The following is a 19,145-nucleotide window of genomic DNA, read 5'->3' on the forward strand; positions in this document are numbered from 1 at the left end:
CATCGCCGTCGCTGACTCCCCAGCCGGGGCGACGTTCATGAAGGCCGGCTGACCGCACACATGAAAGCGGGACCGGACGGACCCCCCGGCCCTCCGGTCCCGCTTCTCGGTGGTCCCCCGTGACCCCCGTCGGTCCCCCCACGGGTACCGGCCCCCCAGCCGGTACCCCTGGTCCCCCGCTTTCCTTGCTTTCCCCCCACCCTCAGGCGACGAGCTCCCCGAAGGCGTTCTCCTCGTCACGGCCGAAGCTGAGGACCTCGTCCTCGCGCAGGCGGCGCAGCGAGCGCCAGATGCTGGACTTCACCGTGCCGACACTGATGTCGAGGATCTCCGCGATCTCCGGGTCGGTGCGGCCCTCGTAGTACCGGAGGACCAGCATCGTGCGCTGGAGTTCGGGGAGCCGGGCGAGCGCCTGCCACAGGACCGCGCGCAGCTCGGTGCCGCGCATCGCGTCCGTGTCGCCGGGCGTCTCCGGCAGCTCCTCGGTCGGGTATTCGTTCAGCTTGCGGCGGCGCCACGCGCTGATGTGCAGGTTCGTCATCGTGCGGCGGAGGTAGCCCCCGACCGCGGCCTTGTCGCTGATCCGGTCCCACGCCCGGTAGGTCGAGAACAGCGCGCTCTGCAGCAGGTCCTCGGCCTCGAAGCGGTCACCGGTCAGGTGGTAGGCGGTGGCGTACAGGGAGGCGCGGCGCTCCTGGACGTAGGCGGTGAACTCCGCCTCCGACAGCGAGCGACGCTCCCCCGTGTCCTCCCTGTACGTCGGTCCCCCGTGCGATTCCCCCGTGCTGGTGTCAACCACCGACATGTACGCGGTGTGCTGACGTCCGGTACCGCGAGCGCACCCCCGCCCGCTTGCGGCACCGGACTTCTCGGAACCCCGGCCCCCGTTCACGTCGTGGAGCCGCGTGATCACTGCGCCAGTGCTGGTGCTGTGCAGCGTGTTCATCTCGCGCCCCCCGTCGTGGACTTCCGGTGTTCGGTCTGCCCGGGCGGTGCTGCCTTGCCCGTGCCGAAAAGCTTGCCTCCGCACCTTCATGGCCGTGTCCGCCGACTGTCACAGACCTGTCACAGGGCCCCGTCCCAGGAATTGCACAGCGGACCCACGGACGAGTGCCGTACGGACTGCCCTGCCCCCACAGGTCGAACCGCACCCCCTCCATGGGCCAGAATGAGCCCGTGCCTTCCCTGTTGCTGATCGAGGACGACGACGCCATCCGTACGGCCCTGGAGCTGAGCCTCACGCGCCAGGGCCACCGGGTCGCCACCGCTGCCACCGGTGAGGACGGCCTCACACTGCTGCGTGAGCAGCGGCCGGACCTGATCGTGCTGGACGTGATGCTGCCCGGCATCGACGGGTTCGAGGTGTGCCGTCGCATCCGGCGCACCGACCAGTTGCCGATCATCCTGCTGACCGCGCGCAACGACGACATCGACGTGGTGGTCGGACTGGAGTCCGGTGCCGACGACTATGTCGTCAAGCCGGTGCAGGGCCGGGTGCTGGACGCCCGGATCCGGGCCGTGCTGCGGCGCGGGGAGCGGGAGTCGAACGACTCGGCGTCCTTCGGCTCGCTCGTCATCGACCGCGCGGCCATGACCGTGACGAAGAACGGCGAGGACCTCCAGCTCACCCCGACCGAGCTCAGGCTGCTCCTGGAGCTGAGCCGGCGGCCGGGCCAGGCGCTGTCCCGCCAGCAGTTGCTGCGGCTGGTGTGGGAGCACGACTACCTCGGTGACTCGCGCCTGGTGGACGCCTGTGTGCAGCGGCTGCGCGCCAAGGTCGAGGACGTGCCCTCGTCCCCGACGCTGATCCGTACCGTGCGCGGCGTGGGCTACCGGCTGGACACGCCTCAGTGACCGAAGCACAAGGGGGGCTCCGCGGCTGGTTCGCGGCGCGCAAGGGAGCGTGGTCCCGGCTGCGTTTCACCAGCCTGCGGCTGCGTCTCGTGGTCGTCTTCGGCCTGGTGGCGCTGACCGCCGCCGTGTCCGCGTCCGGCATCGCCTACTGGCTCAACCGCGAGGCGGTCCTCACCCGCGCCCAGGACGCGGTGCTGCGGGACTTCCAGCAGGAGATGCAGAACCGCGCGGGCGCCCTGCCCGAGGACCCCACGCAGGACGAACTCCAGCAGGCCGCCGGGCAGATGGCGGGCAGCAGCCAGCGCTTCAGCGTGCTCCTGGTGGCCTCCGACGCCAAGGGCCGCACGGTGTACGGCAATTCGGGCGCCCTGGACGGCTTCACCCTCCAGGACGTGCCGGTGGCGCTGCGCGAGGCGGTGAACGAGAAGCAGGACGTCGACTCCGCCAACAAGTACGCCTACCACCTGTACTGGCAGCGGACCGTGGACCACGACACCCCGTACCTGGTGGCCGGCACACGGGTGATCGGCGGCGGCCCGACCGGGTACATGCTCAAGTCCCTGGAGCCCGAGGCCAAGGACCTCAACTCCCTCGCCTGGTCGCTGGGGATCGCCACCGGGCTCGCCCTGATCGGCTCCGCGCTGCTCGCGCAGGCCGCCGCGACGACCGTGTTGAAGCCGGTGCACCGGCTGGGGGTCGCCGCCCGGCGGCTCGGCGAGGGCAGGCTGGACACCCGGCTCAGGGTGTCGGGCACCGACGAACTCGCCGACCTGTCAAGGACGTTCAACTACGCGGCCGAGGCGCTGGAGAAACGGGTCGAGGACATGGCCGCCCGCGACGACGCGTCCCGGCGGTTCGTGGCGGACATGAGCCACGAACTGCGGACCCCGCTCACCGCGATCACCGCCGTGACAGAGATCCTGGAGGAGGAGCTGGAGGCCGAGTCCGGTTCGATGGACCCGATGATCGAGCCGGCCGTGCGGCTGGTGGTCAGCGAGACCCGCAGGCTCAACGACCTGGTCGAGAACCTGATGGAGGTCACCCGCTTCGACGCGGGCACCGCCCGGCTGGTCCTCGACGACGTCGACGTGGCCGACCAGATCACCGCGTGCATCGACGCGCGCGCGTGGCTGGACGCGGTGGACCTGGACGCCGAGCGCGGCATCCACGCCCGCCTCGACCCGCGGCGCCTCGACGTGATCCTGGCCAACCTGATCGGCAACGCCCTCAAGCACGGCGGCTCGCCGGTGCGGGTGGCGGTGCGCGCGGCGGACGACGAGGTGGTCATCGGGGTCCGCGACCACGGCCCCGGCATCCCCGAGGACGTCCTCCCGCACGTCTTCGACCGCTTCTACAAGGCCAGCGCCTCCCGCCCGCGCTCCGAGGGCAGCGGCCTCGGCCTCTCGATCGCCCTGGAGAACGCCCACATCCACGGGGGCGGGATCACGGCGGCGAACTCCCCCGACGGGGGTGCCGTCTTCACGCTGCGGCTGCCCCGGGACGCCTCGGCGCTGGCGGAACAGCTCACGCAGGCCGAGAAGGACGCCGACGCGGCGAAGAAGGGGGAGGCGTGATGTACCGGGACGGACGACGGGTGCGCAGGGCTCAGGCGTCGCGCGCCGGACGGACGGCGCGGCGGCTGCTGGCGCTCCCCCTGCTCGGTCTGCTGGCCGCCGGGTGCGGGATCCGGCCCACCGAGGTGCCCACCGACTTCGGTCCGGCGCCCTCCCGGGTGCGGTGCTCGCTGTCCGAGCCGGACGTCTCGCAGCAGGCCTCGCCGGGCCTCGCCGTGCAGGTGTTCCTGCTGTGCGGGGCGTCGCTGGTGGCGGTCGACCGGAGCCTGCGGGTCCCGGACGGCACCGCCGACTCCGAGCGGCGGGTGCTGGTCGCGCAGGGGCTCCTCGACCAGCTCGCCGAGACACCGTCGACGGCCGAGCGCGAGGCGGGCTACCAGACGTACGTGCGCGGCGGCACGACCGTCGGCGGTCCGCGTCCCGGGGACCCCGAGGACACGCTCCGGCTGAGCACCCCGCCCGGCGAGCTCTCCGCCTACGCCCTCGCCCAGGTCGTGTGCACCTTCTCCGACTCGGCCGCGGCCGAGGGCGACGGCTCCGTCATCCTCGGCGGCCCCTCGACCGCACCGCTGCGCCGCTACGACTGCACGGACGAGGTGCGCTCCCAGCCGGGCAGCCACCAGCCGCCGTCGAGCGAGGTGACGGGCGGCTGACGAGGGGGCGTCCACCGCGTGTGGCGCAGCCCTCACCCAGGTACCTCGGGGGGTTCCGGAACCGATCGTGCCGAGCGGGGCGTCTAGGGGATCGTGCAGCGTCAAGGCTTCGTCGGCGGCAGTGCCGCCCTTCGCGTCCGTGTGGCAGGAGGTGCCCTCCTGGTCGCACACCTCGCGCTCGTCGCCTGGTTCACGCTGCGTCCGCTGGACGTGCCCTGGGTCGTCCCGGCCAACCTGCACCCGTTCGCCGGCATCCGCGCCGACCTCGCCCTGGGTGGGCGGGCGGCCGCCTGCCGGATCGGCGAAGGGCTCGCGCTGCTGGCCCCGCTCGGCCTGCTGCTCCCGATGGTGCACGGCCGCCTGGAGGCGTCCCCCCTCGGCTCCCTGATCCGTACCTGTGCCGCGGGGGCGCTGATCTCCCTCGGGATAGAGCTGCTCCAGACCGGCGTGCCGGGCCAGGTCGTCGACATCGACTCCCTGTTCCTGAACACGGCGGGCGTCGCGCTCGCCCACCTCGCGGTGGTGCCGGCGGTGCGCCGCTCGCTCCGCCGCAGGACCGAGCGCCACCGGCGTACGACCGTCCGCCAGGAGGAGCCGGCTCAGGGTCGTACCCCGACGATTCCCAGGGTCGGGATCGCACCGTAGAGCGACGTTCTGTGGCGTTCGTCTCCGTAGCGTTGAAGACAGCTCGAAAGGGTCACCCGGACCCGACCGTCGACGCTCACGAAGGAGCCGCAATGTCCCGCCTCGCCCGCCCCACCAACGGCCGCATGATCGGCGGCGTGTGTGCCGCGCTGGCACGGCGCTTCGGCACCTCCGCGACCACCATGCGCGTGATCTTCCTGGTGTCCTGTCTGCTGCCCGGCCCGCAGTTCCTGCTCTACATCGCCCTGTGGATCCTGTTCCCCTCGGAGGACAAGGCGCAGACCGCCTGGTGACACCCCGGTGCACGTACGCCGGTGGGGCGCACCCCGTGATCTCGGGGTGCGCCCCACCGGCGCGTGCGGAAGCGGCGGGTCTCAGCCGAGCGGCAGACCGTTCAGGCCGGTGCCGCTGCCGGGCAGGACCTGGCCGACCGGCAGGCCGCCGAGGAGACCGGCGACGGGGCCGGTCGGGCCGTCGGCGAGGACCTTCTCGACGGCGGGCTGTGCGGCCGAGAGGCCGGTGCCGACCGCCGGCTGGGCCTGCGCCAGCGCCTCACCGGCGCCCGGCAGCGCCTTGGTGACGTTCTCGGTGGGGAGCCCCTGGGAGACGGAGCCGAGCGCCTGGGTGGCGTCCGGCATCGCCGGAGCGGCGTTCGCGGCACCCGCGCCGGCGGCGGCGAAGGCGGCACCGAGGGCGGCGACACCGAGGGTCTTGGCAGCAGACTGCTTCATGAAATGCGTCCTCGAAATGGGTTTACGGGATGTCAGCGGTCCACGACCGTAAACACGGGAACCCACCTGCCGCAAACATCGAAATGCGGACGGATTGTGAACACCCGCCCGCACTCCCTGTCCGGGGTTTTCCCCGGTCAGTCCTCCTCGGTCACAGAACCGCTGGTGGAGGCGGTCTGCTGGAACAGCCATTCGGACTTCAGCTCGGCATATCCGGGTTTGATGACGTCATTGATCATCGCGAGTCGTTCATCGAAAGGAATGAACGCTGATTTCATCGCATTGACGGAGAACCACTGCATGTCCTCGAGTGAATAACCGAACGCGTCGACAAGGTGCTCGAATTCCCGGCTCATGCTGGTGCCGGACATCAGCCGGTTGTCGGTGTTCACGGTGGCCCGGAAGTGCAGCCGCCGCAGGAGCCCGATCGGGTGCTCGGCGTACGAGGAGGCGGCCCCGGTCTGGAGGTTGGAGCTGGGGCACAGCTCCAGCGGGATCCGCTTGTCCCGGACGTAGGAGGCGAGCCGGCCGAGCTTGACCGTGCCGTCCTCGTGGACCTGGATGTCGTCGATGATGCGCACCCCGTGCCCGAGCCGGTCGGCGCCGCACCACTGCAGGGCCTGCCAGATGGACGGCAGTCCGAAGGCCTCGCCGGCGTGGATGGTGAAGTGGTTGTTCTCGCGCTTCAGGTACTCGAAGGCGTCGAGGTGCCGGGTGGGCGGGTAGCCGGCCTCCGCGCCCGCGATGTCGAACCCGACGACGCCCAGGTCGCGGTAGCGGTTGGCGAGTTCGGCGATCTCCAGGGCGCGGGCCGCGTGCCGCATCGCGGTGAGCAGCGCGCCGACGCGGATGCGGTGGCCGTTCGCCCTGGCCCGGCGCTCGCCCTCCCGGAAGCCCTCGTTGACGGCCTCGACGACCTCTTCGAGGGTCAGCCCCTTCTCCAGGTGCTGCTCGGGGGCGTACCGCACCTCGGCGTAGACGACACCGTCCTCGGCGAGGTCCTCGGCGCACTCGGCGGCCACCCGCACCAGCGCCTCACGGGTCTGCATGACGCCGACGGTGTGCGAGAAGGTCTCCAAGTACCGTTCCAGCGAACCGGAGTCGGCGGCCTCGCGGAACCAGACGCCCAGCCGGTCCGCGTCGTTCTCGGGGAGGTTCGCGTACCCGGTCTCCCGGGCGAGGTCGACGACCGTGCCGGGGCGCAGCCCGCCGTCGAGGTGATCGTGCAGCAGAACCTTGGGGGCCCGGCGGATCTGGTCCGGGCTCGGGGAGTTCCTCATCCGGTCAGTCTGGCTCGTCATCCTGGCACTGTAACTCCTACGCGCGTAGAGCGCTCGGTGTACGAATCCGCCGATACGTAACGGTGACCGCCCCGCCCCGTGTCGTACACCCCGGCTTCTGACACTGTTCTGTCATGGCACAGCAAGCGACGCCGGTGCGCAGCGCCCGACTGGGCAGGACCCTCGGCCCGGAGCCGGCGGCGGTGAGCGGGGTGGTGCTGCTCCTCCCGGGCGGCGACGAGACCTCTCTGCGCAGACCCGCCTCGATGCGACTGCCCTCCCCCGTAAGGGCGTTGGGACGACGGCTCGCCCGCGCGGGGCACGCCGAGGGGCTCGCGGCACACCTGGTGCACTACCGCTACCGCGGGTGGAACGGCGGCGAGGCACATCTCGCGCACGATGCGACCTGGGCCGCCGACGAGGTCGTACGGCGTTACGGAGACGTCCCCGTGGCCCTGGTCGGCGTCGGCATGGGCGCGCGGGCGGCACTGCGCGCGGGTGGGCACGAGGCCGTCAACTCCGTGGTGGCGGTGGCCCCTTGGCTGCCCGAGGAGGACAAGGCGGCCACGCCCGAGCCGGTCAGGCAGCTCGTGGGGCGGCGGGTGCTGATCGTGCACGGGACCAACGACCAGCGGGTGGACCCGGAGTTGTCGTTCCGGCTGGCCACCCGGGCGAAGAAGGCGAACCGGGAGGTGTGCCGGTTCGAGGTGCACTCCGACGGGCACGGGTTGCACCAGTACCGGGCCGAAGTGCAGGCGCTGGCCGAGGACTTCGTGATGGGGGCGCTGTTCGGGCGGGTACTGTCCCGGCCGGTGCAGGACGCGCTGGCCGCTCCTCCGCCGCTGGGGCTGCGGATGCCGCTCGCCTCCGGGTTCGGGCGCCGGCGCTAGCTCAGGGCAGCAGGTTCCCCCTCCTCGACAGCAGGAACTTCTTGAAGGCGGCCACCGGCGGGGTGTCCGGATGGCCGTCGAGCCAGGCGACACCGATCTCGCGGGCGGCTCGCGGCGCGGTGACCGTCAGTTCGGAGACCCCCGGCCGGGGGAAGGCGGGCGGCGGGAGCAGGGCCACGCCGAGGCCCGCCGCCACCAGCCCGCGCAACGTCTCGGCCTCCTCCCCCTCGAAGGCGATCCGGGGCTTGAAGCCGGCCTCCTGGCAGAGGTCGTCGGTGATGCGCCGCAGGCCGTAGCCGGGCTCCAGGGTGACGAAGGACTCCTCGGCGGCCTCGGCGAGGCGGACGCGCCTGCGGGCCGCGAGGGGGTGGTCGGCGGGCACCACGAGCCGCAGCTTCTGCTCGTCGAGGCGGCGGGCGACGAGGTCGGGGGCGTCCGGGACCGGCGAGGTCAGGCACAGGTCCAGCTCGCCCGCGCGCAGGCGTTCGATCATCGCCTCGCCGTAGTTCTGGACCAGGCTGAACCGGACGCGGGGGTGGTCGGCGCGGAAGGCCCGGATGAGGCCGGGGACCGTCTCGGAGCCCATGGTGTGCAGAAAGCCGAAGGCGACCTTGCCGGTGGCCGGGTCGGCGTCGGCACGGACCTCGTCGGCGGCCCGCCGGATCTCGGCGAGGGCGCGTTCCACGGAGGCGTGGAAGGTGCGGCCGGCGGGGGTGAGGGAGACCGTGCGGCCGATGCGGGCGAACAGGTCGACGCCGAGGTCCTGTTCGAGGCGGACCATCGCCCGGGAGAGCGTCGACTGGGGTACGTCCATCTCCTGGGCGGCGCGGGTGACGTGCTCGGTACTGGCCACGCCGGCGAAGTAGGCCAGCCGTGGCGCCAGCAACGTCACCATGTCTTCTGTGTCACTGGACGGTGACAAGCGCGGCTGTGACCTCTGCTGATGCTCCATGGGAACGATTATGGCGAATCCATGCATTGGACGGATGAGCGAAGCCGTACGTAACTTCGAGGCATGCCTGCCAGTACCGAGGCGTCCACCCGCGTGGGCGCCGTCTCCCCCGCCTCCGTCGCCGTCGACTCCCGTCTGACCCCGGGCGGTCCCGGCTACCGCCGGATGAGCTTCGCCCTCTTCCTCGCCGGTGTCGCGACCTTCGCGCTGCTGTACTCCACCCAGGCCCTTCTCCCGCTGATCTCGGGCGAGTTCGGGGTCGCGGCGAGCGAGGCGAGCTGGACCGTGGCGGCGGCGACCGGCGGTCTGGCGCTGTTCGTGCTGCCGATGAGCGCCCTCTCCGAGCGCTTCGGCCGCCGTACGGTCATGACGGCCTCGCTGGCGGTCGCGGTGACCGTCGGTCTGCTGGTCCCCTTCGCGCCCTCGCTGACCGCGCTGGTCGCGCTGCGGGCGGTGCAGGGCGCGGCGCTCGCCGGGCTGCCGGCCTCCGCGACGGCGTACCTCGCCGAGGAGGTCCGCCCGAAGGCGCTGGTCACGGCGATCGGCCTGTTCGTCGCCGGCAACAGCGTCGGCGGGATGAGCGGCCGCGTCATCACGGGCTGGGTGGCCCAGGAGTGGGGCTGGCGGGTCGCCGTCGGCGTGATCGGCGCGATCGCGGTGGCCTGCGCGGTGGCGTTCCGGCTGCTGCTCCCGGCGCCGCGGCACTTCACGGCGGGCTCGCTGAAGCCGGTCGTCCTGCTGGGCACGGTCCGCACCCACCTCTCCGACCCTCTCCTGCGTCGCCTGTACGCCATCGGCGCGCTGTTCATGACGGTCTTCGGCGGGGTGTACACGGTGATCGGCTACCGGCTGACCGAGGCGCCCTTCTCGCTCCCCCAGGGCATCGTCGGCTCGATCTTCCTGGTCTACCTGGTGGGCACGGTCTCCGCGTCCCTCGCGGGCCGGCTGGTCGGCCGCCTGGGCCGCCGGGGCGCGCTGTACGCCGCGGGCGGCACGACGGCGGCGGGCCTGCTGCTCTCCCTGTCCGGCTCCCTGTGGCTGGTCCTGCTCGGCCTGGTCCTGATCACCGGCGGCTTCTTCGCGGGCCACGCGGTGGCGTCCTCGGCGGTCAGCAAGACGGCCACCCACGGCCGCGCCCAGGCCTCGGCCCTCTACCAGTCCGCCTACTACATCGGCTCCAGCGCGGGCAGCACGGTCGGCGCCCTCGCCTTCCACGCGGGCGGCTGGTCCGGAACGGTCGGGGTCGGACTCCTGGCGGTGCTCGGCGTGGTCACGATCACCGCCCTCGGAACACGTGCGGCAAGGGCCGGCCAGGCACATTCCCGCCGTCGGCCCGAAGGGCCGGTCGGGCGGCGTCTGGTGCGTGCGATCGCAAGGCGCCGGAGCGCCCTCGTGGCGGAGCCACTTGGGCGATTCGGCAACGCGGCGAGCGTGCGTGCCAGACGCCGCCCGGCAGACGGGAATGTGCCTGGCCGGCCCTAGGGCCCGGCAGCGGCTCGCGACGGCCTGAGCCGCACGTTCTGCTTCCCCCCGGTCGAGGTCGGTCGACCGGGGGGATCGGTCTGTCCGGAGGGTTTGCCTCACACCGCCCCCCACCTGGGTATTCGTCCGCTCCAGGGGCCGTTGTCAGTGGGCTGCGGTAGTTTCCGAGTACTGGGCGCAAAGGCGCGACGCAGCACGGCCACAGGGGTGGGTGGACGATGACGGACAGCACAGCGACGACGGACCTCGACATCAGGCTCGAGAAACACCGCACCGAGCTGACGGGGTACTGCTACCGCATGCTCGGCTCCTCCTTCGAGGCCGAGGACGCGGTGCAGGACACGATGGTGCGGGCGTGGCGGAGCTACGACAAGTTCGAGGGCCGCTCCAGCCTCCGCTCCTGGCTGTACCGCATCGCGACCAACGTCTGTCTGGACATGCTCACGGCGGGCAACAAGCGCGCCCGCCCCATGGACCTCACCGAGTCGACGCCCCTCGCCCAGGCCGCCCTCTCCCCCCGCCCCGACCACACCTGGCTGGAGCCGATGCCGGACAGCCGCATCCTGCCGACCGTCGAGGACCCCGCTGAGGCGGCCGTCGCCAAGGAGACCGTGCGGCTCGCCTTCATGGCCGCCCTCCAGCAACTCCCGCCCAAGCAGCGCGCGGTGCTGATCCTGCGCGAGGTGCTGGCCTGGAAGGCGAGCGAGGTCGCCGAGCTCCTCGACACCTCCGTCGCCTCGGTCAACAGCGCCCTCCAGCGCGCCCGCGCCACCCTCGCCGAGCGGGAGGAGCACGGCGCCGACGCGGCCGTCTCCGACCCGCTGGACGAGGAGCAGCAGAAACTCCTGGAGCGCTATGTGAAGGCGTTCGAGGGGTACGACATGACGGCGCTGACGGCCCTCCTCCACGAGGACGCCATCATGACGATGCCGCCGTTCGACCTGTGGCTCACGGGCCACGACGACATCACCGGCTTCATGACGACCCTGGGCTCCGCCTGCGAGGGCTCCCGCCTGGTGCCGGTGCAGGTCAACGGCCTGCCGGGGTTCGCGCAGTACAAGCCGGACCCGGAGAAGGGCGGTCACACCCCCTGGGCGGTCCAGGTCCTGGAGATCTCAGACGGCCGGCTCACCGGGTTCCACTTCTTCCTGGACACCCAGCGCTGGTTCCCCCTGTTCGGCCTGCCCCTCCACCTCGAAGCGGAGGCCGACGAGCTCAAGGAGGGCATGTAGCCCCGGGTCGGGGTCGCGCAGCCTGATCCGGCCCCCGGCGCGCCGGGCCGCGAGCTGGAGCCGGGCGAGCAGGTCGACGGTGCCGAGCCCCGGTGGTCCGAGCCCGGCGACATCGCACACCACGACCCCGGCGCCGGTCGCCCTCAGCCGGGCCCGGACCTGTTCGCTCAGCTCCGTCACCTCGTCCCGGGTGACGGGGCCGGCCAGCACGAGTACAGCGGGTGTCATGGCGTCCACGATCGGTAGACCCGGCGGAGCGGCGTAACTCATCGGCCGACGCCCCGACCGGGCGGTCAGGATCACGTTGACCTGGGTGCCGCCTGCCCCCGAGGGTTGCCTGTATGCGCCACCCATCAGCACCTCCCTGGATACGCCACGCCCTTCCCACCCTTGAGGGGTCCCCGTGCAGGGAGTGCTGACCGGTTTCGCGGTCATCGCGGTGGTCATCGGCGTCGGCTACGTCATCGGTCTGCGCGGCTACCTCGGCGAGCAGGGCCGGGAGGTCCTGACCAAGCTCGCCTTCCATGTCGCCTCCCCCGCCCTGCTGTTCACCACGCTGGCCCGGGCCGACCTGTCGGTGATCTTCTCCAGCCGCCTGCTGGTGACCGCGCTCAGCACGACAGCGGCGGCGGGCGTCTTCGTGGCGGTGGGCGTCGTACGGGGCTGGGGGCTGGGCCGGACGACGATCGGCGCGCTGTGCTCGTCGTACGTCAACTCCGGCAACCTCGGCATCCCGATCGCGGTGTACGTCCTGGGCGACGCCTCGCTGGTGGCGCCGGTGCTGCTGTTCCAGCTCGTGGGGGTGACCCCGGTGGCGCTGACGGTCCTGGACCTGGCGTCGGGCGCGGGCGGGAAGAGCCCGCTGTGGCAACGGCTGCTCACGCCCCTGCGCAACCCGGTCGCGGTCGGCTCGCTGGCCGGGGTCGCGGTCTCGGCCACGGGAGTGCACGTCCCGGCCGCGGTGATGGACCCCGTCACCCTCATCGGCGGCATGTCGGTCCCGGCGGTCCTGCTCGCCTTCGGCATCTCCCTGTGCGGCAGCACCCTGCCCGGCCGGGGCCCGGACCGGCAGCTCGTGCTGCTCTCGGTGGCGCTCAAGTCGGTGGGGCAGCCCGCGGCGGCCTGGGCGCTGGCGGCCGGGGTCTTCGGCCTGCACAGGGCCCAGCTCCTGGACGTGGTGGTGACGTCGGCACTGCCGGCCGCGCAGAACCTCTACACGTACGCCTCGACCTACGGCGTGGGCGAACGCCTGGCCCGCGACTCGATCCTGGTGTCGACGGTGCTGTCGGTGCCGGTGCTGGTGGGGGTGGCGGCGGTTCTTGGGTGACAGGGTCAGCTCAGTGGAAAGGCGCCGGTGTCGATGACCAACTTGAACGGCGCGGGCAGAGTCAGCTCCTCGCCGTACTCCACCGAATCAAGCACTCGGTATGTGCCATTCTGCGGTTCCCCGTAGAGCGTCGCCGTGGGACGTCCGGACTGCCAGGCATCCAGCAGGAGGTAGAGCGGTACGCCTGCCACAGCGTAGCCATGGGCCTTCTTGATGCGGTCGTGGTTCGCGTTGCTCTTGGACGTGACCTCAACAACGAGTTCGGCATCGCCCGCATGCACGCGCGTTCCGCGGCGCAGGGCAGCCCTCGGCACCACGCACAGGTCGGGGATGAAGAGGCCACCTGTCTCCGGGCACGTGAGACCGAGTGTCTGATAGACACCCCAGTCGTCTGGAATCGCTGTGTACAGGCGACGCTGAACCAGCTCAGAGGTGTCGTTGTGCTTTTCGGACGGCGGAGGCGACACGGTGACGATCCCTTCGATGATCTCCACCTTGCTGCCCTCGGGAGCGTCCGTCTCCTCCCAGACACGGACGATCTCGTCCCAGCCCGTGCCCCCAGGGGCCCCGGACTCGGCGGCGAGTGCGCTCATGGCGGTCTCCAATCGGTCGTCACCGATCCCAGCATGCCGAACGGGACCGGTGGTGGTCCACCGATCCCGTTCACCCGTACGAGGAACCCGCTGGTCAGGCGATGCGCTCCAGCACCACCGGCGACGCGGTGAAGGCCGTACCGGCCGCCGCGACGTCGTAGGAACCCTCGATCGACTGGAGGGCGTACTCGAAGCGCTCCGGGGTGTCCGTGTGGAGGGTCAGGAGGGGCTGGCCCTCGGTGACCGTGTCGCCGGGCTTGGCGTGCAGTTCCACGCCCGCGCCCGCCTGCACCGGGTCCTCCTTGCGGGCGCGTCCCGCGCCGAGACGCCAGGCGGCGACGCCGATGTCGTAGGCGTCGAGGCGGGTCAGGACGCCCGCGGAGGGTGCCTTGACGACGTGCTGTTCGCGGGCGACCGGCAGCTCCGCGTCCGGGTCGCCGCCCTGCGCCGCGATCATCCGGCGCCACACGTCCATCGCCGAGCCGTCGGCCAGCGCCTTCGCCGGGTCGGCGTCGCGGATACCCGCCGCCGCCAGCATCTCGTGGGCCAGCGCCACGGTGAGCTCCACGACGTCCGCCGGGCCGCCGCCGGCCAGGACCTCCACCGACTCGCGGACTTCGAGGGCGTTGCCGGCCGTGAGGCCGAGCGGGGTCGACATGTCGGTCAGGAGCGCGACCGTCTTCACCCCGTGGTCCGTGCCCAGGCCCACCATCGTGGACGCGAGCTCGCGGGCGTCCTCGATGGTCTTCATGAAGGCACCGGTGCCGACCTTGACGTCCAGGACCAGCGAACCGGTCCCCTCCGCGATCTTCTTCGACATGATCGAGGAGGCGATCAGCGGGATCGCCTCGACCGTGCCGGTGACGTCCCGCAGGGCGTACAGCTTCTTGTCCGCGGGGGCCAGGCCGTCGCCCGCCGCGCAGATCACCGCGCCGGTGGTGTCGAGGACGTGCAGCATCTCCTCGTTCGACAGCAGCGCCCGCCAGCCGGGGATCGACTCCAGCTTGTCGAGGGTGCCGCCGGTGTGGCCGAGGCCGCGGCCCGAGAGCTGGGGGACGGCCGCGCCGCAGGCCGCCACCAGGGGCGCCAGCGGCAGCGTGATCTTGTCGCCGACGCCGCCCGTGGAGTGCTTGTCGGCCGTCGGGCGGGACAGGGACGAGAAGTCCATGCGCTCGCCGGAGGCGATCATCGCCGCGGTCCAGCGGGCGATCTCGCGGCGGTTCATGCCGTTGAGCAGGATCGCCATCGCGAGCGCGGACATCTGCTCGTCGGCTACCTCTCCGCGGGTGTACGCGTCGATGACCCAGTCGATCTGCTCGTCGCTGAGTTCGCCGCGGTCCCGCTTGGTGCGGATGACGGAGATGGCGTCCATGGCCATGCAGGGCTTTCCTTCCGGGAATTACTTGGTGAGGTGCTCCGGCCCGAAGGCCTGCGGGAGCATCTCGGACAGCGGCAGGATCCCCGCCGGGGTCTCCAGGAGCAGGTCCGGCCCGCCGAACTCGTACAGCAGTTGGCGGCAGCGGCCGCACGGGACGAGGATCTCGCCCCGGCCGTCCACGCACGTGAAGTGGGTGAGGCGGCCGCCTCCGGTGTTCTGCAGCTCCGAGACCAGTCCGCACTCGGCGCACAGGCCGAGGCCGTAGGAGGCGTTCTCGACGTTGCAGCCGGTGATCGTGCGGCCGTCGTCCACGCGGGCGGCCACGCCGACCGGGTAGCCGGAGTACGGGGCGTACGCCCGGGACATGGCGTCCCGGGCCCGCTCGCGCAGCGACTCCCAGTCGACGTCGGACCGCGGGGTCACTTGCCCTGGCCCTTCCGGTAGCGCATGCCGTCCGCCTTGGGCATCCGCAGGCGCTGCGCGGACAGCGACAGCACCAGCAGGGTGACGACGTACGGGGTGGCGCCCACGAAGTCGCTCGGGACCTCGTCGGTGACCAGGTACCAGACCAGGACGCCCGCGGCCACCAGGAGGCTGATGCCGCCCTGCCAGTGCGCCTTCTTGTAGAGCTTCCAGCCGGCCATCGCCAGCAGCAGCACGAACAGCAGGAGCAGCAGCGCGTGGACGGTCTCGCCGCCGTTGCGGAGCTGGAGCGCGTCGGAGTAGCCGAACAGGCCCGCGCCCATGGCGAGGCCGCCGGGACGCCAGTTGCCGAAGATCATCGCGGCGAGACCGATGTAACCGCGGCCGCCGGTCTGGCCCTCCAGGTACGTGTGCGAGGTGACCAGCGCCAGGAAGGCGCCGCCGAGGCCGGCGAGGCCGCCGGAGATGGCCACGGCCATGTACTTGTACTTGTAGACGTTGACGCCGAGGGACTCCGCGGCGATCGGGTTCTCACCGCAGGAGCGCAGTCGCAGACCGAACGGCGTGCGCCACAGCAGCCACCAGCTCGCGACGAACAGCGCGATCGCCAGGACGGTCACCACGGACAGGTCGGTGACCAGGCCGCCGAGGATGCCGGCGATGTCGGAGATCAGGAACCAGTGGTGCTTCTCGATCGAGTGCAGACCGCTGGACAGGCCCGGGATGTCGAAGCGCGGCAGGGAGTCCACGGGCGGGGACTGCTTGGGGTTGCCGCCCGCGTCCGCCGCCTTGCCGTCCACGAAGAACAGCTTGGCGAGGTACTGGGTGGTGCCGAGCGCGAGCAGGTTGATCGCGACACCGGAGACGATGTGGTCGACGCCGAAGGTGACGGTCGCGACCGCGTGCAGCAGACCGCCGAGGACGCCGAAGCCGACACCGCACAGCAGTCCGAGCCAGGGGCTGGACTGCCAGCCGATCCAGCCGGCGCCGAAGGTACCGAGGATCATCATGCCCTCGAGGCCGATGTTGACCACACCGGACCGCTCGGACCACAGGCCGGCGAGACCGGCCAGGCCGATCGGCACGGCGAGGCTGAGCGCGGCGGAGACCTGGCCCTCGGAGGTGAGCTGGTCGGAGCCGGAGATGACGCGGACCGCGGCGACGAGCAGCAGCGCGCCGGCGACGATCATGAGGATCTGGCCGAGCGAGCGGCCCGACCGGGTGGCGGTGTCCGTCTTGGGTGCCGCGGGCGGCGGCGTGTCGGTCATCGTGGCAGTCATCACGCCACCTCCTGCTTCTGGGTCGGGGCTGCGGCCTGGGCGGCGAGCTCGGCGCCGACCCGCTGCTGCTGGCGCTTGAGTCCGTAACGGCGTACGACCTCGTAGGCGATGACGACGCACAGGACGATGACGCCCTGGATCACGCCGAGGATCTCCTTGTCGTAGCCCTCGAACTCCAGGTGGTTGGTGGTGCGCTCCAGGAAGCCCCACAGCAGTGCGCCCAGCGCGATGCCGACCGGGTTGTTGCGGCCGAGCAGGGCGATGGCGATACCGGTGAAACCGATGCCGGTCGGGAAGTCGTTGCTGAACTGGTGGCTGTCGTTGAGCAGGGTCGGCATGCCGATCAGACCGGCCACCGCACCCGAGATCACCATGCTGGTGGCGACCATCTTCTTCACCGACACACCGCTCGCGGCGGCCGCGCTCTCGGACTGGCCGACGGTGCGCAGGTCGAAGCCGAACCGGGTGCGGCCGAGCACGAACCAGTAGGCGATGCCGACGATCACGGCGATGACGACGAAGCCCCACAGCTCGCCCGCGGCGCCGGTGTCGATCTGGAAGAAGTACGACGACTCGGGCAGCGGCTTGGTGGAGACGACGGTGCCGCCGGCCTGGAGCTCGGCGAGCTTCCCGGGCTGGAGCAGGTAGGCGATGATCGCGGTGGCGATCGAGTTCAGCATGATCGTCGAGATGACCTCGCTGACGCCCCGGGTCACCTTGAGGACACCCGCGATGGCCGCCCACAGGGCACCGGTCGCCATGGCGCACAGGATGATCAGCGGGATGGAGATCCAGCCCGGCGTGGTCAGCGCGCCGCCGAGGACCGCGGCGAAGAACGCGGCGATGCGGTACTGGCCGTCGACGCCGATGTTGAACAGGTTCATCCGGAAGCCGATGGCCACCGAGACGCCCGCCAGGTAGTACGTCGTCGCCTTGTTGAGGATGTAGACCTGGCTGTCGCTCGCGGAGCCGTAGGTCAGCATGTCGCTGAAGGCGGCGCCCGGGTTCTTGCCGGTGGCGAGGATCACCAGGGTGGTGACGACGAGCGCGGCGACGACCGCGAGCAGCGGGGCCGCGATGCCGAGGAGCAGCCGCTCCTTGTCGATGCGTTGGGTCAGCTTGTTCATCGGGCGTCGTCCTCGTCGTCCTCGGCGGAGACCGCTGCGGAGTCCTCTGCGTGCTCCAGGTGGCCGGTGGCCGCGCCGGTCATGGCGGAGCCCAGCTCCTCGGGGGTGATGGTGGCGGGGTCGGCGTCGGCGACCAGTCGGCCGCGGTACATCACCCGCAGGGTGTCGGACAGGCCGATGAGCTCGTCCAGGTCGGCGGAGATCAGCAGCACGGCCAGGCCCTCGCGGCGGGCCTCGCGGATGTGGTCCCAGATCGCGGCCTGCGCGCCGACGTCCACACCGCGGGTGGGGTGGGCGGCGATGAGCAGTTTGGGCGCGTGGCTCATCTCGCGGCCGACGATCAGCTTCTGCTGGTTGCCGCCGGACAGGGAGGCGGCGGTGACGTCGATGCCGGGGGTGCGGACGTCGTACGCCTGGATGATGCGCTCGGTGTCGCTGCGGGCCGCCTTGATGTCGAGGAGCTGGCCGCGGGAGTTGGGCTTCTCGGTGACGTGGCCGAGGATGCGGTTCTCCCACAGCGGGGCCTCGAGGAGCAGGCCGTGGCGGTGGCGGTCCTCGGGGATGTAGCCGACGCCGGCCTCGCGGCGGTGGCGGGTGGGGACGTGGGAGATGTCCTTGCCGTCGAGGCCGATCGTGCCGGCGTTCAGGGCACGGATGCCCATGATGGCCTCGACCAGCTCGGACTGGCCGTTGCCCTCCACGCCGGCGATGCCGAGGACCTCGCCCTGGTGGATGGTGAAGGAGATGTCGTCGAGGATGGTCCGCTCGACGCCGTCGAGGTCGGTCTGGGCCAGGCGCAGGCCCTCCACCTTGAGCAGCGGGACATCTGTGACCGTGGACTCCTCGGTCGCCGGCGTGGGCAGTTCACTGCCGACCATCAGCTCGGCGAGCTGCTTGGTCGTGGTGCCCTCGGGCTCGACGGTGCCGACGGTGGTGCCGCGCCGGATGACGGTGATCTCGTCGGCCACGGACAGGACTTCGCCGAGCTTGTGCGAGATGAAGATGACGGTGAGGCCCTCGGCCTTGAGCTCGCGCAGGTTGTCGAAGAGCGCGTCGACCTCCTGGGGCACGAGGACGGCGGTGGGCTCGTCGAGGATCAGCGTCTTGGCGCCGCGGTAGAGGACCTTGAGGATCTCCACGCGCTGGCGGTCGGCGACACCGAGCTCCTCCAGCAGGACGTCCGGGCGGACGTTCAGGCTGTACGCGTCGGAGATCTCCCGGATCTTCGCGCGGGCCTTGCCGCCGATGCCGTACAGCTTCTCCGCGCCGAGGACGACGTTCTCGAGGACGGTGAGGTTGTCGGCGAGCATGAAGTGCTGGTGCACCATGCCGATGCCGCGGGCGATGGCGTCGGCGGGGGTGTGGAAGGTGACCGTCTCGCCGTTCACCGTGATGGTGCCCTCGTCCGGCTGCTGCATGCCGTAGAGGATCTTCATCAGGGTGGACTTGCCGGCACCGTTCTCGCCGCACAGGGCGTGCACGGTGCCCGTGCGGACGGTGATGTCGATGTCCTTGTTGGCGACGACGCCGGGGAATCGCTTGGTGATGCCGCGCAGTTCGACGGCAGCGGGAGGGCTGGACGCGTTGATGGCGCACTCTCCTCGGGGAAAAGGGGCTGCGTAGGGGAGGGCAGGCGTCGGCGACGCTAGCGCGGCAACTCCATGCTACACGCGTAGAGTTGACACATTGTTATGGCTCGACGAGGGGGTCTGTCGAGGCCCCCT

At 71.3% G+C, this 19,145-nt stretch carries 20 protein-coding genes; 9 read left to right on the forward strand and 11 right to left on the reverse strand.

What is annotated here, in order from left to right:
* Positions 1–202: 202 nt before the first annotated feature.
* Positions 203–946 (reverse strand): SigE family RNA polymerase sigma factor, encoded by a 744-nt coding sequence (locus ACZ66S_RS07225; protein WP_469900291.1) that lies wholly within the window; start codon positions 944–946, stop codon positions 203–205.
* A 230-nt stretch (positions 947–1,176) separates the two neighbouring features.
* Here ACZ66S_RS07225 and afsQ1 point away from each other — a divergent pair, with 230 nt between their 5' ends.
* The 5 genes from afsQ1 to ACZ66S_RS07250 all read left to right on the forward strand — a co-directional run bounded on the left by afsQ1 (position 1,177) and on the right by ACZ66S_RS07250 (position 5,019).
* On the forward strand, positions 1,177–1,854 hold the full coding sequence (gene afsQ1 / locus ACZ66S_RS07230; protein WP_469900293.1) for a two-component system response regulator AfsQ1: 678 nt from the start codon (positions 1,177–1,179) through the stop codon (positions 1,852–1,854).
* Entirely contained in the window at positions 1,851–3,428 is a 1,578-nt protein-coding gene (locus ACZ66S_RS07235; RefSeq protein ID WP_469900295.1) for an ATP-binding protein, read from the forward strand. Before afsQ1 ends, ACZ66S_RS07235 begins: the two co-directional genes overlap by 4 nt.
* Entirely contained in the window at positions 3,428–4,081 is a 654-nt protein-coding gene (locus tag ACZ66S_RS07240) for a hypothetical protein (protein WP_469900882.1), read from the forward strand. The genes ACZ66S_RS07235 and ACZ66S_RS07240 overlap by 1 nt, the downstream gene beginning before the upstream one ends.
* 93 nt (positions 4,082–4,174) lie before the next feature.
* A complete protein-coding gene (locus tag ACZ66S_RS07245) occupies positions 4,175–4,726 on the forward strand; it encodes a VanZ family protein (RefSeq protein WP_469900296.1) in 552 nt (183 codons plus the stop codon).
* A 92-nt stretch (positions 4,727–4,818) separates the two neighbouring features.
* Entirely contained in the window at positions 4,819–5,019 is a 201-nt protein-coding gene (locus ACZ66S_RS07250; RefSeq protein WP_123762707.1) for a PspC domain-containing protein, read from the forward strand.
* An 81-nt stretch (positions 5,020–5,100) separates the two neighbouring features.
* Here the strand turns inward: ACZ66S_RS07250 and ACZ66S_RS07255 are convergent, their stop codons facing one another.
* Both ACZ66S_RS07255 and ACZ66S_RS07260 read right to left on the reverse strand, forming a co-directional pair.
* On the reverse strand, positions 5,101–5,457 hold the full coding sequence (locus ACZ66S_RS07255) for an ATP-binding protein (RefSeq protein ID WP_469900298.1): 357 nt from the start codon (positions 5,455–5,457) through the stop codon (positions 5,101–5,103).
* 137 nt (positions 5,458–5,594) lie between these two features.
* Positions 5,595–6,758, reverse strand: a complete 1,164-nt coding sequence (locus tag ACZ66S_RS07260) for an adenosine deaminase (protein WP_469900299.1) — start codon at positions 6,756–6,758, stop codon at positions 5,595–5,597.
* Between the two features lie 113 nt (positions 6,759–6,871).
* Between ACZ66S_RS07260 and ACZ66S_RS07265 the strand changes: the two genes are divergently transcribed.
* On the forward strand, positions 6,872–7,627 hold the full coding sequence (locus ACZ66S_RS07265; protein WP_469900301.1) for a dienelactone hydrolase family protein: 756 nt from the start codon (positions 6,872–6,874) through the stop codon (positions 7,625–7,627).
* 1 nt (position 7,628) lies between these two features.
* Here ACZ66S_RS07265 and ACZ66S_RS07270 read toward each other — a convergent pair whose 3' ends face one another.
* A complete protein-coding gene (locus tag ACZ66S_RS07270; RefSeq protein WP_469900303.1) occupies positions 7,629–8,579 on the reverse strand; it encodes a LysR family transcriptional regulator in 951 nt (316 codons plus the stop codon).
* A gap of 63 nt (positions 8,580–8,642) precedes the next feature.
* Here ACZ66S_RS07270 and ACZ66S_RS07275 point away from each other — a divergent pair, with 63 nt between their 5' ends.
* Both ACZ66S_RS07275 and ACZ66S_RS07280 read left to right on the forward strand, forming a co-directional pair.
* Positions 8,643–10,061, forward strand: coding sequence for an MFS transporter (locus ACZ66S_RS07275; protein ID WP_469900305.1), 1,419 nt, complete (start codon positions 8,643–8,645; stop codon positions 10,059–10,061).
* Between the two features lie 218 nt (positions 10,062–10,279).
* Positions 10,280–11,293 (forward strand): sigma-70 family RNA polymerase sigma factor, encoded by a 1,014-nt coding sequence (locus ACZ66S_RS07280; protein WP_469900306.1) that lies wholly within the window; start codon positions 10,280–10,282, stop codon positions 11,291–11,293.
* Here the strand turns inward: ACZ66S_RS07280 and ACZ66S_RS07285 are convergent.
* Positions 11,177–11,563, reverse strand: a complete 387-nt coding sequence (locus tag ACZ66S_RS07285) for an STAS domain-containing protein (RefSeq protein ID WP_469900884.1) — start codon at positions 11,561–11,563, stop codon at positions 11,177–11,179. The two genes, ACZ66S_RS07280 and ACZ66S_RS07285, sit on opposite strands and share 117 nt — an antisense overlap.
* 133 nt (positions 11,564–11,696) lie before the next feature.
* On the opposite strand from ACZ66S_RS07285, the gene ACZ66S_RS07290 reads away from it, so the two are divergent.
* Positions 11,697–12,620 (forward strand): AEC family transporter, encoded by a 924-nt coding sequence (locus ACZ66S_RS07290; protein ID WP_469900308.1) that lies wholly within the window; start codon positions 11,697–11,699, stop codon positions 12,618–12,620.
* Between the two features lie 5 nt (positions 12,621–12,625).
* Here the strand turns inward: ACZ66S_RS07290 and ACZ66S_RS07295 are convergent, their stop codons facing one another.
* From ACZ66S_RS07295 to ACZ66S_RS07320, 6 genes are all read right to left on the reverse strand, one after another.
* On the reverse strand, positions 12,626–13,213 hold the full coding sequence (locus ACZ66S_RS07295; protein WP_469900309.1) for a Uma2 family endonuclease: 588 nt from the start codon (positions 13,211–13,213) through the stop codon (positions 12,626–12,628).
* A gap of 94 nt (positions 13,214–13,307) precedes the next feature.
* Complete coding sequence (locus ACZ66S_RS07300) at positions 13,308–14,585, reverse strand: thymidine phosphorylase (protein WP_469900885.1); 1,278 nt, start codon at positions 14,583–14,585, stop codon at positions 13,308–13,310.
* A 27-nt stretch (positions 14,586–14,612) separates the two neighbouring features.
* Complete coding sequence (locus tag ACZ66S_RS07305) at positions 14,613–15,014, reverse strand: cytidine deaminase (protein ID WP_469900311.1); 402 nt, start codon at positions 15,012–15,014, stop codon at positions 14,613–14,615.
* Positions 15,011–16,294: an ABC transporter permease gene (locus ACZ66S_RS07310; RefSeq protein WP_469900312.1), complete on the reverse strand. Its 1,284-nt coding sequence runs from the start codon at positions 16,292–16,294 to the stop codon at positions 15,011–15,013. Before ACZ66S_RS07310 ends, ACZ66S_RS07305 begins: the two co-directional genes overlap by 4 nt.
* The gene (locus ACZ66S_RS07315; RefSeq protein WP_469900314.1) at positions 16,294–17,421 is read right to left on the reverse strand and encodes an ABC transporter permease; all 1,128 of its coding nucleotides are present in this window, start codon (positions 17,419–17,421) and stop codon (positions 16,294–16,296) included. The genes ACZ66S_RS07310 and ACZ66S_RS07315 overlap by 1 nt, the downstream gene beginning before the upstream one ends.
* Positions 17,418–18,977, reverse strand: coding sequence for an ABC transporter ATP-binding protein (locus ACZ66S_RS07320; protein ID WP_469900887.1), 1,560 nt, complete (start codon positions 18,975–18,977; stop codon positions 17,418–17,420). The genes ACZ66S_RS07315 and ACZ66S_RS07320 overlap by 4 nt, the downstream gene beginning before the upstream one ends.
* Positions 18,978–19,145: the final 168 nt, after the last annotated feature.

The sequence above is a fragment of the Streptomyces sp. NPDC107471 genome (assembly GCF_055582845.1).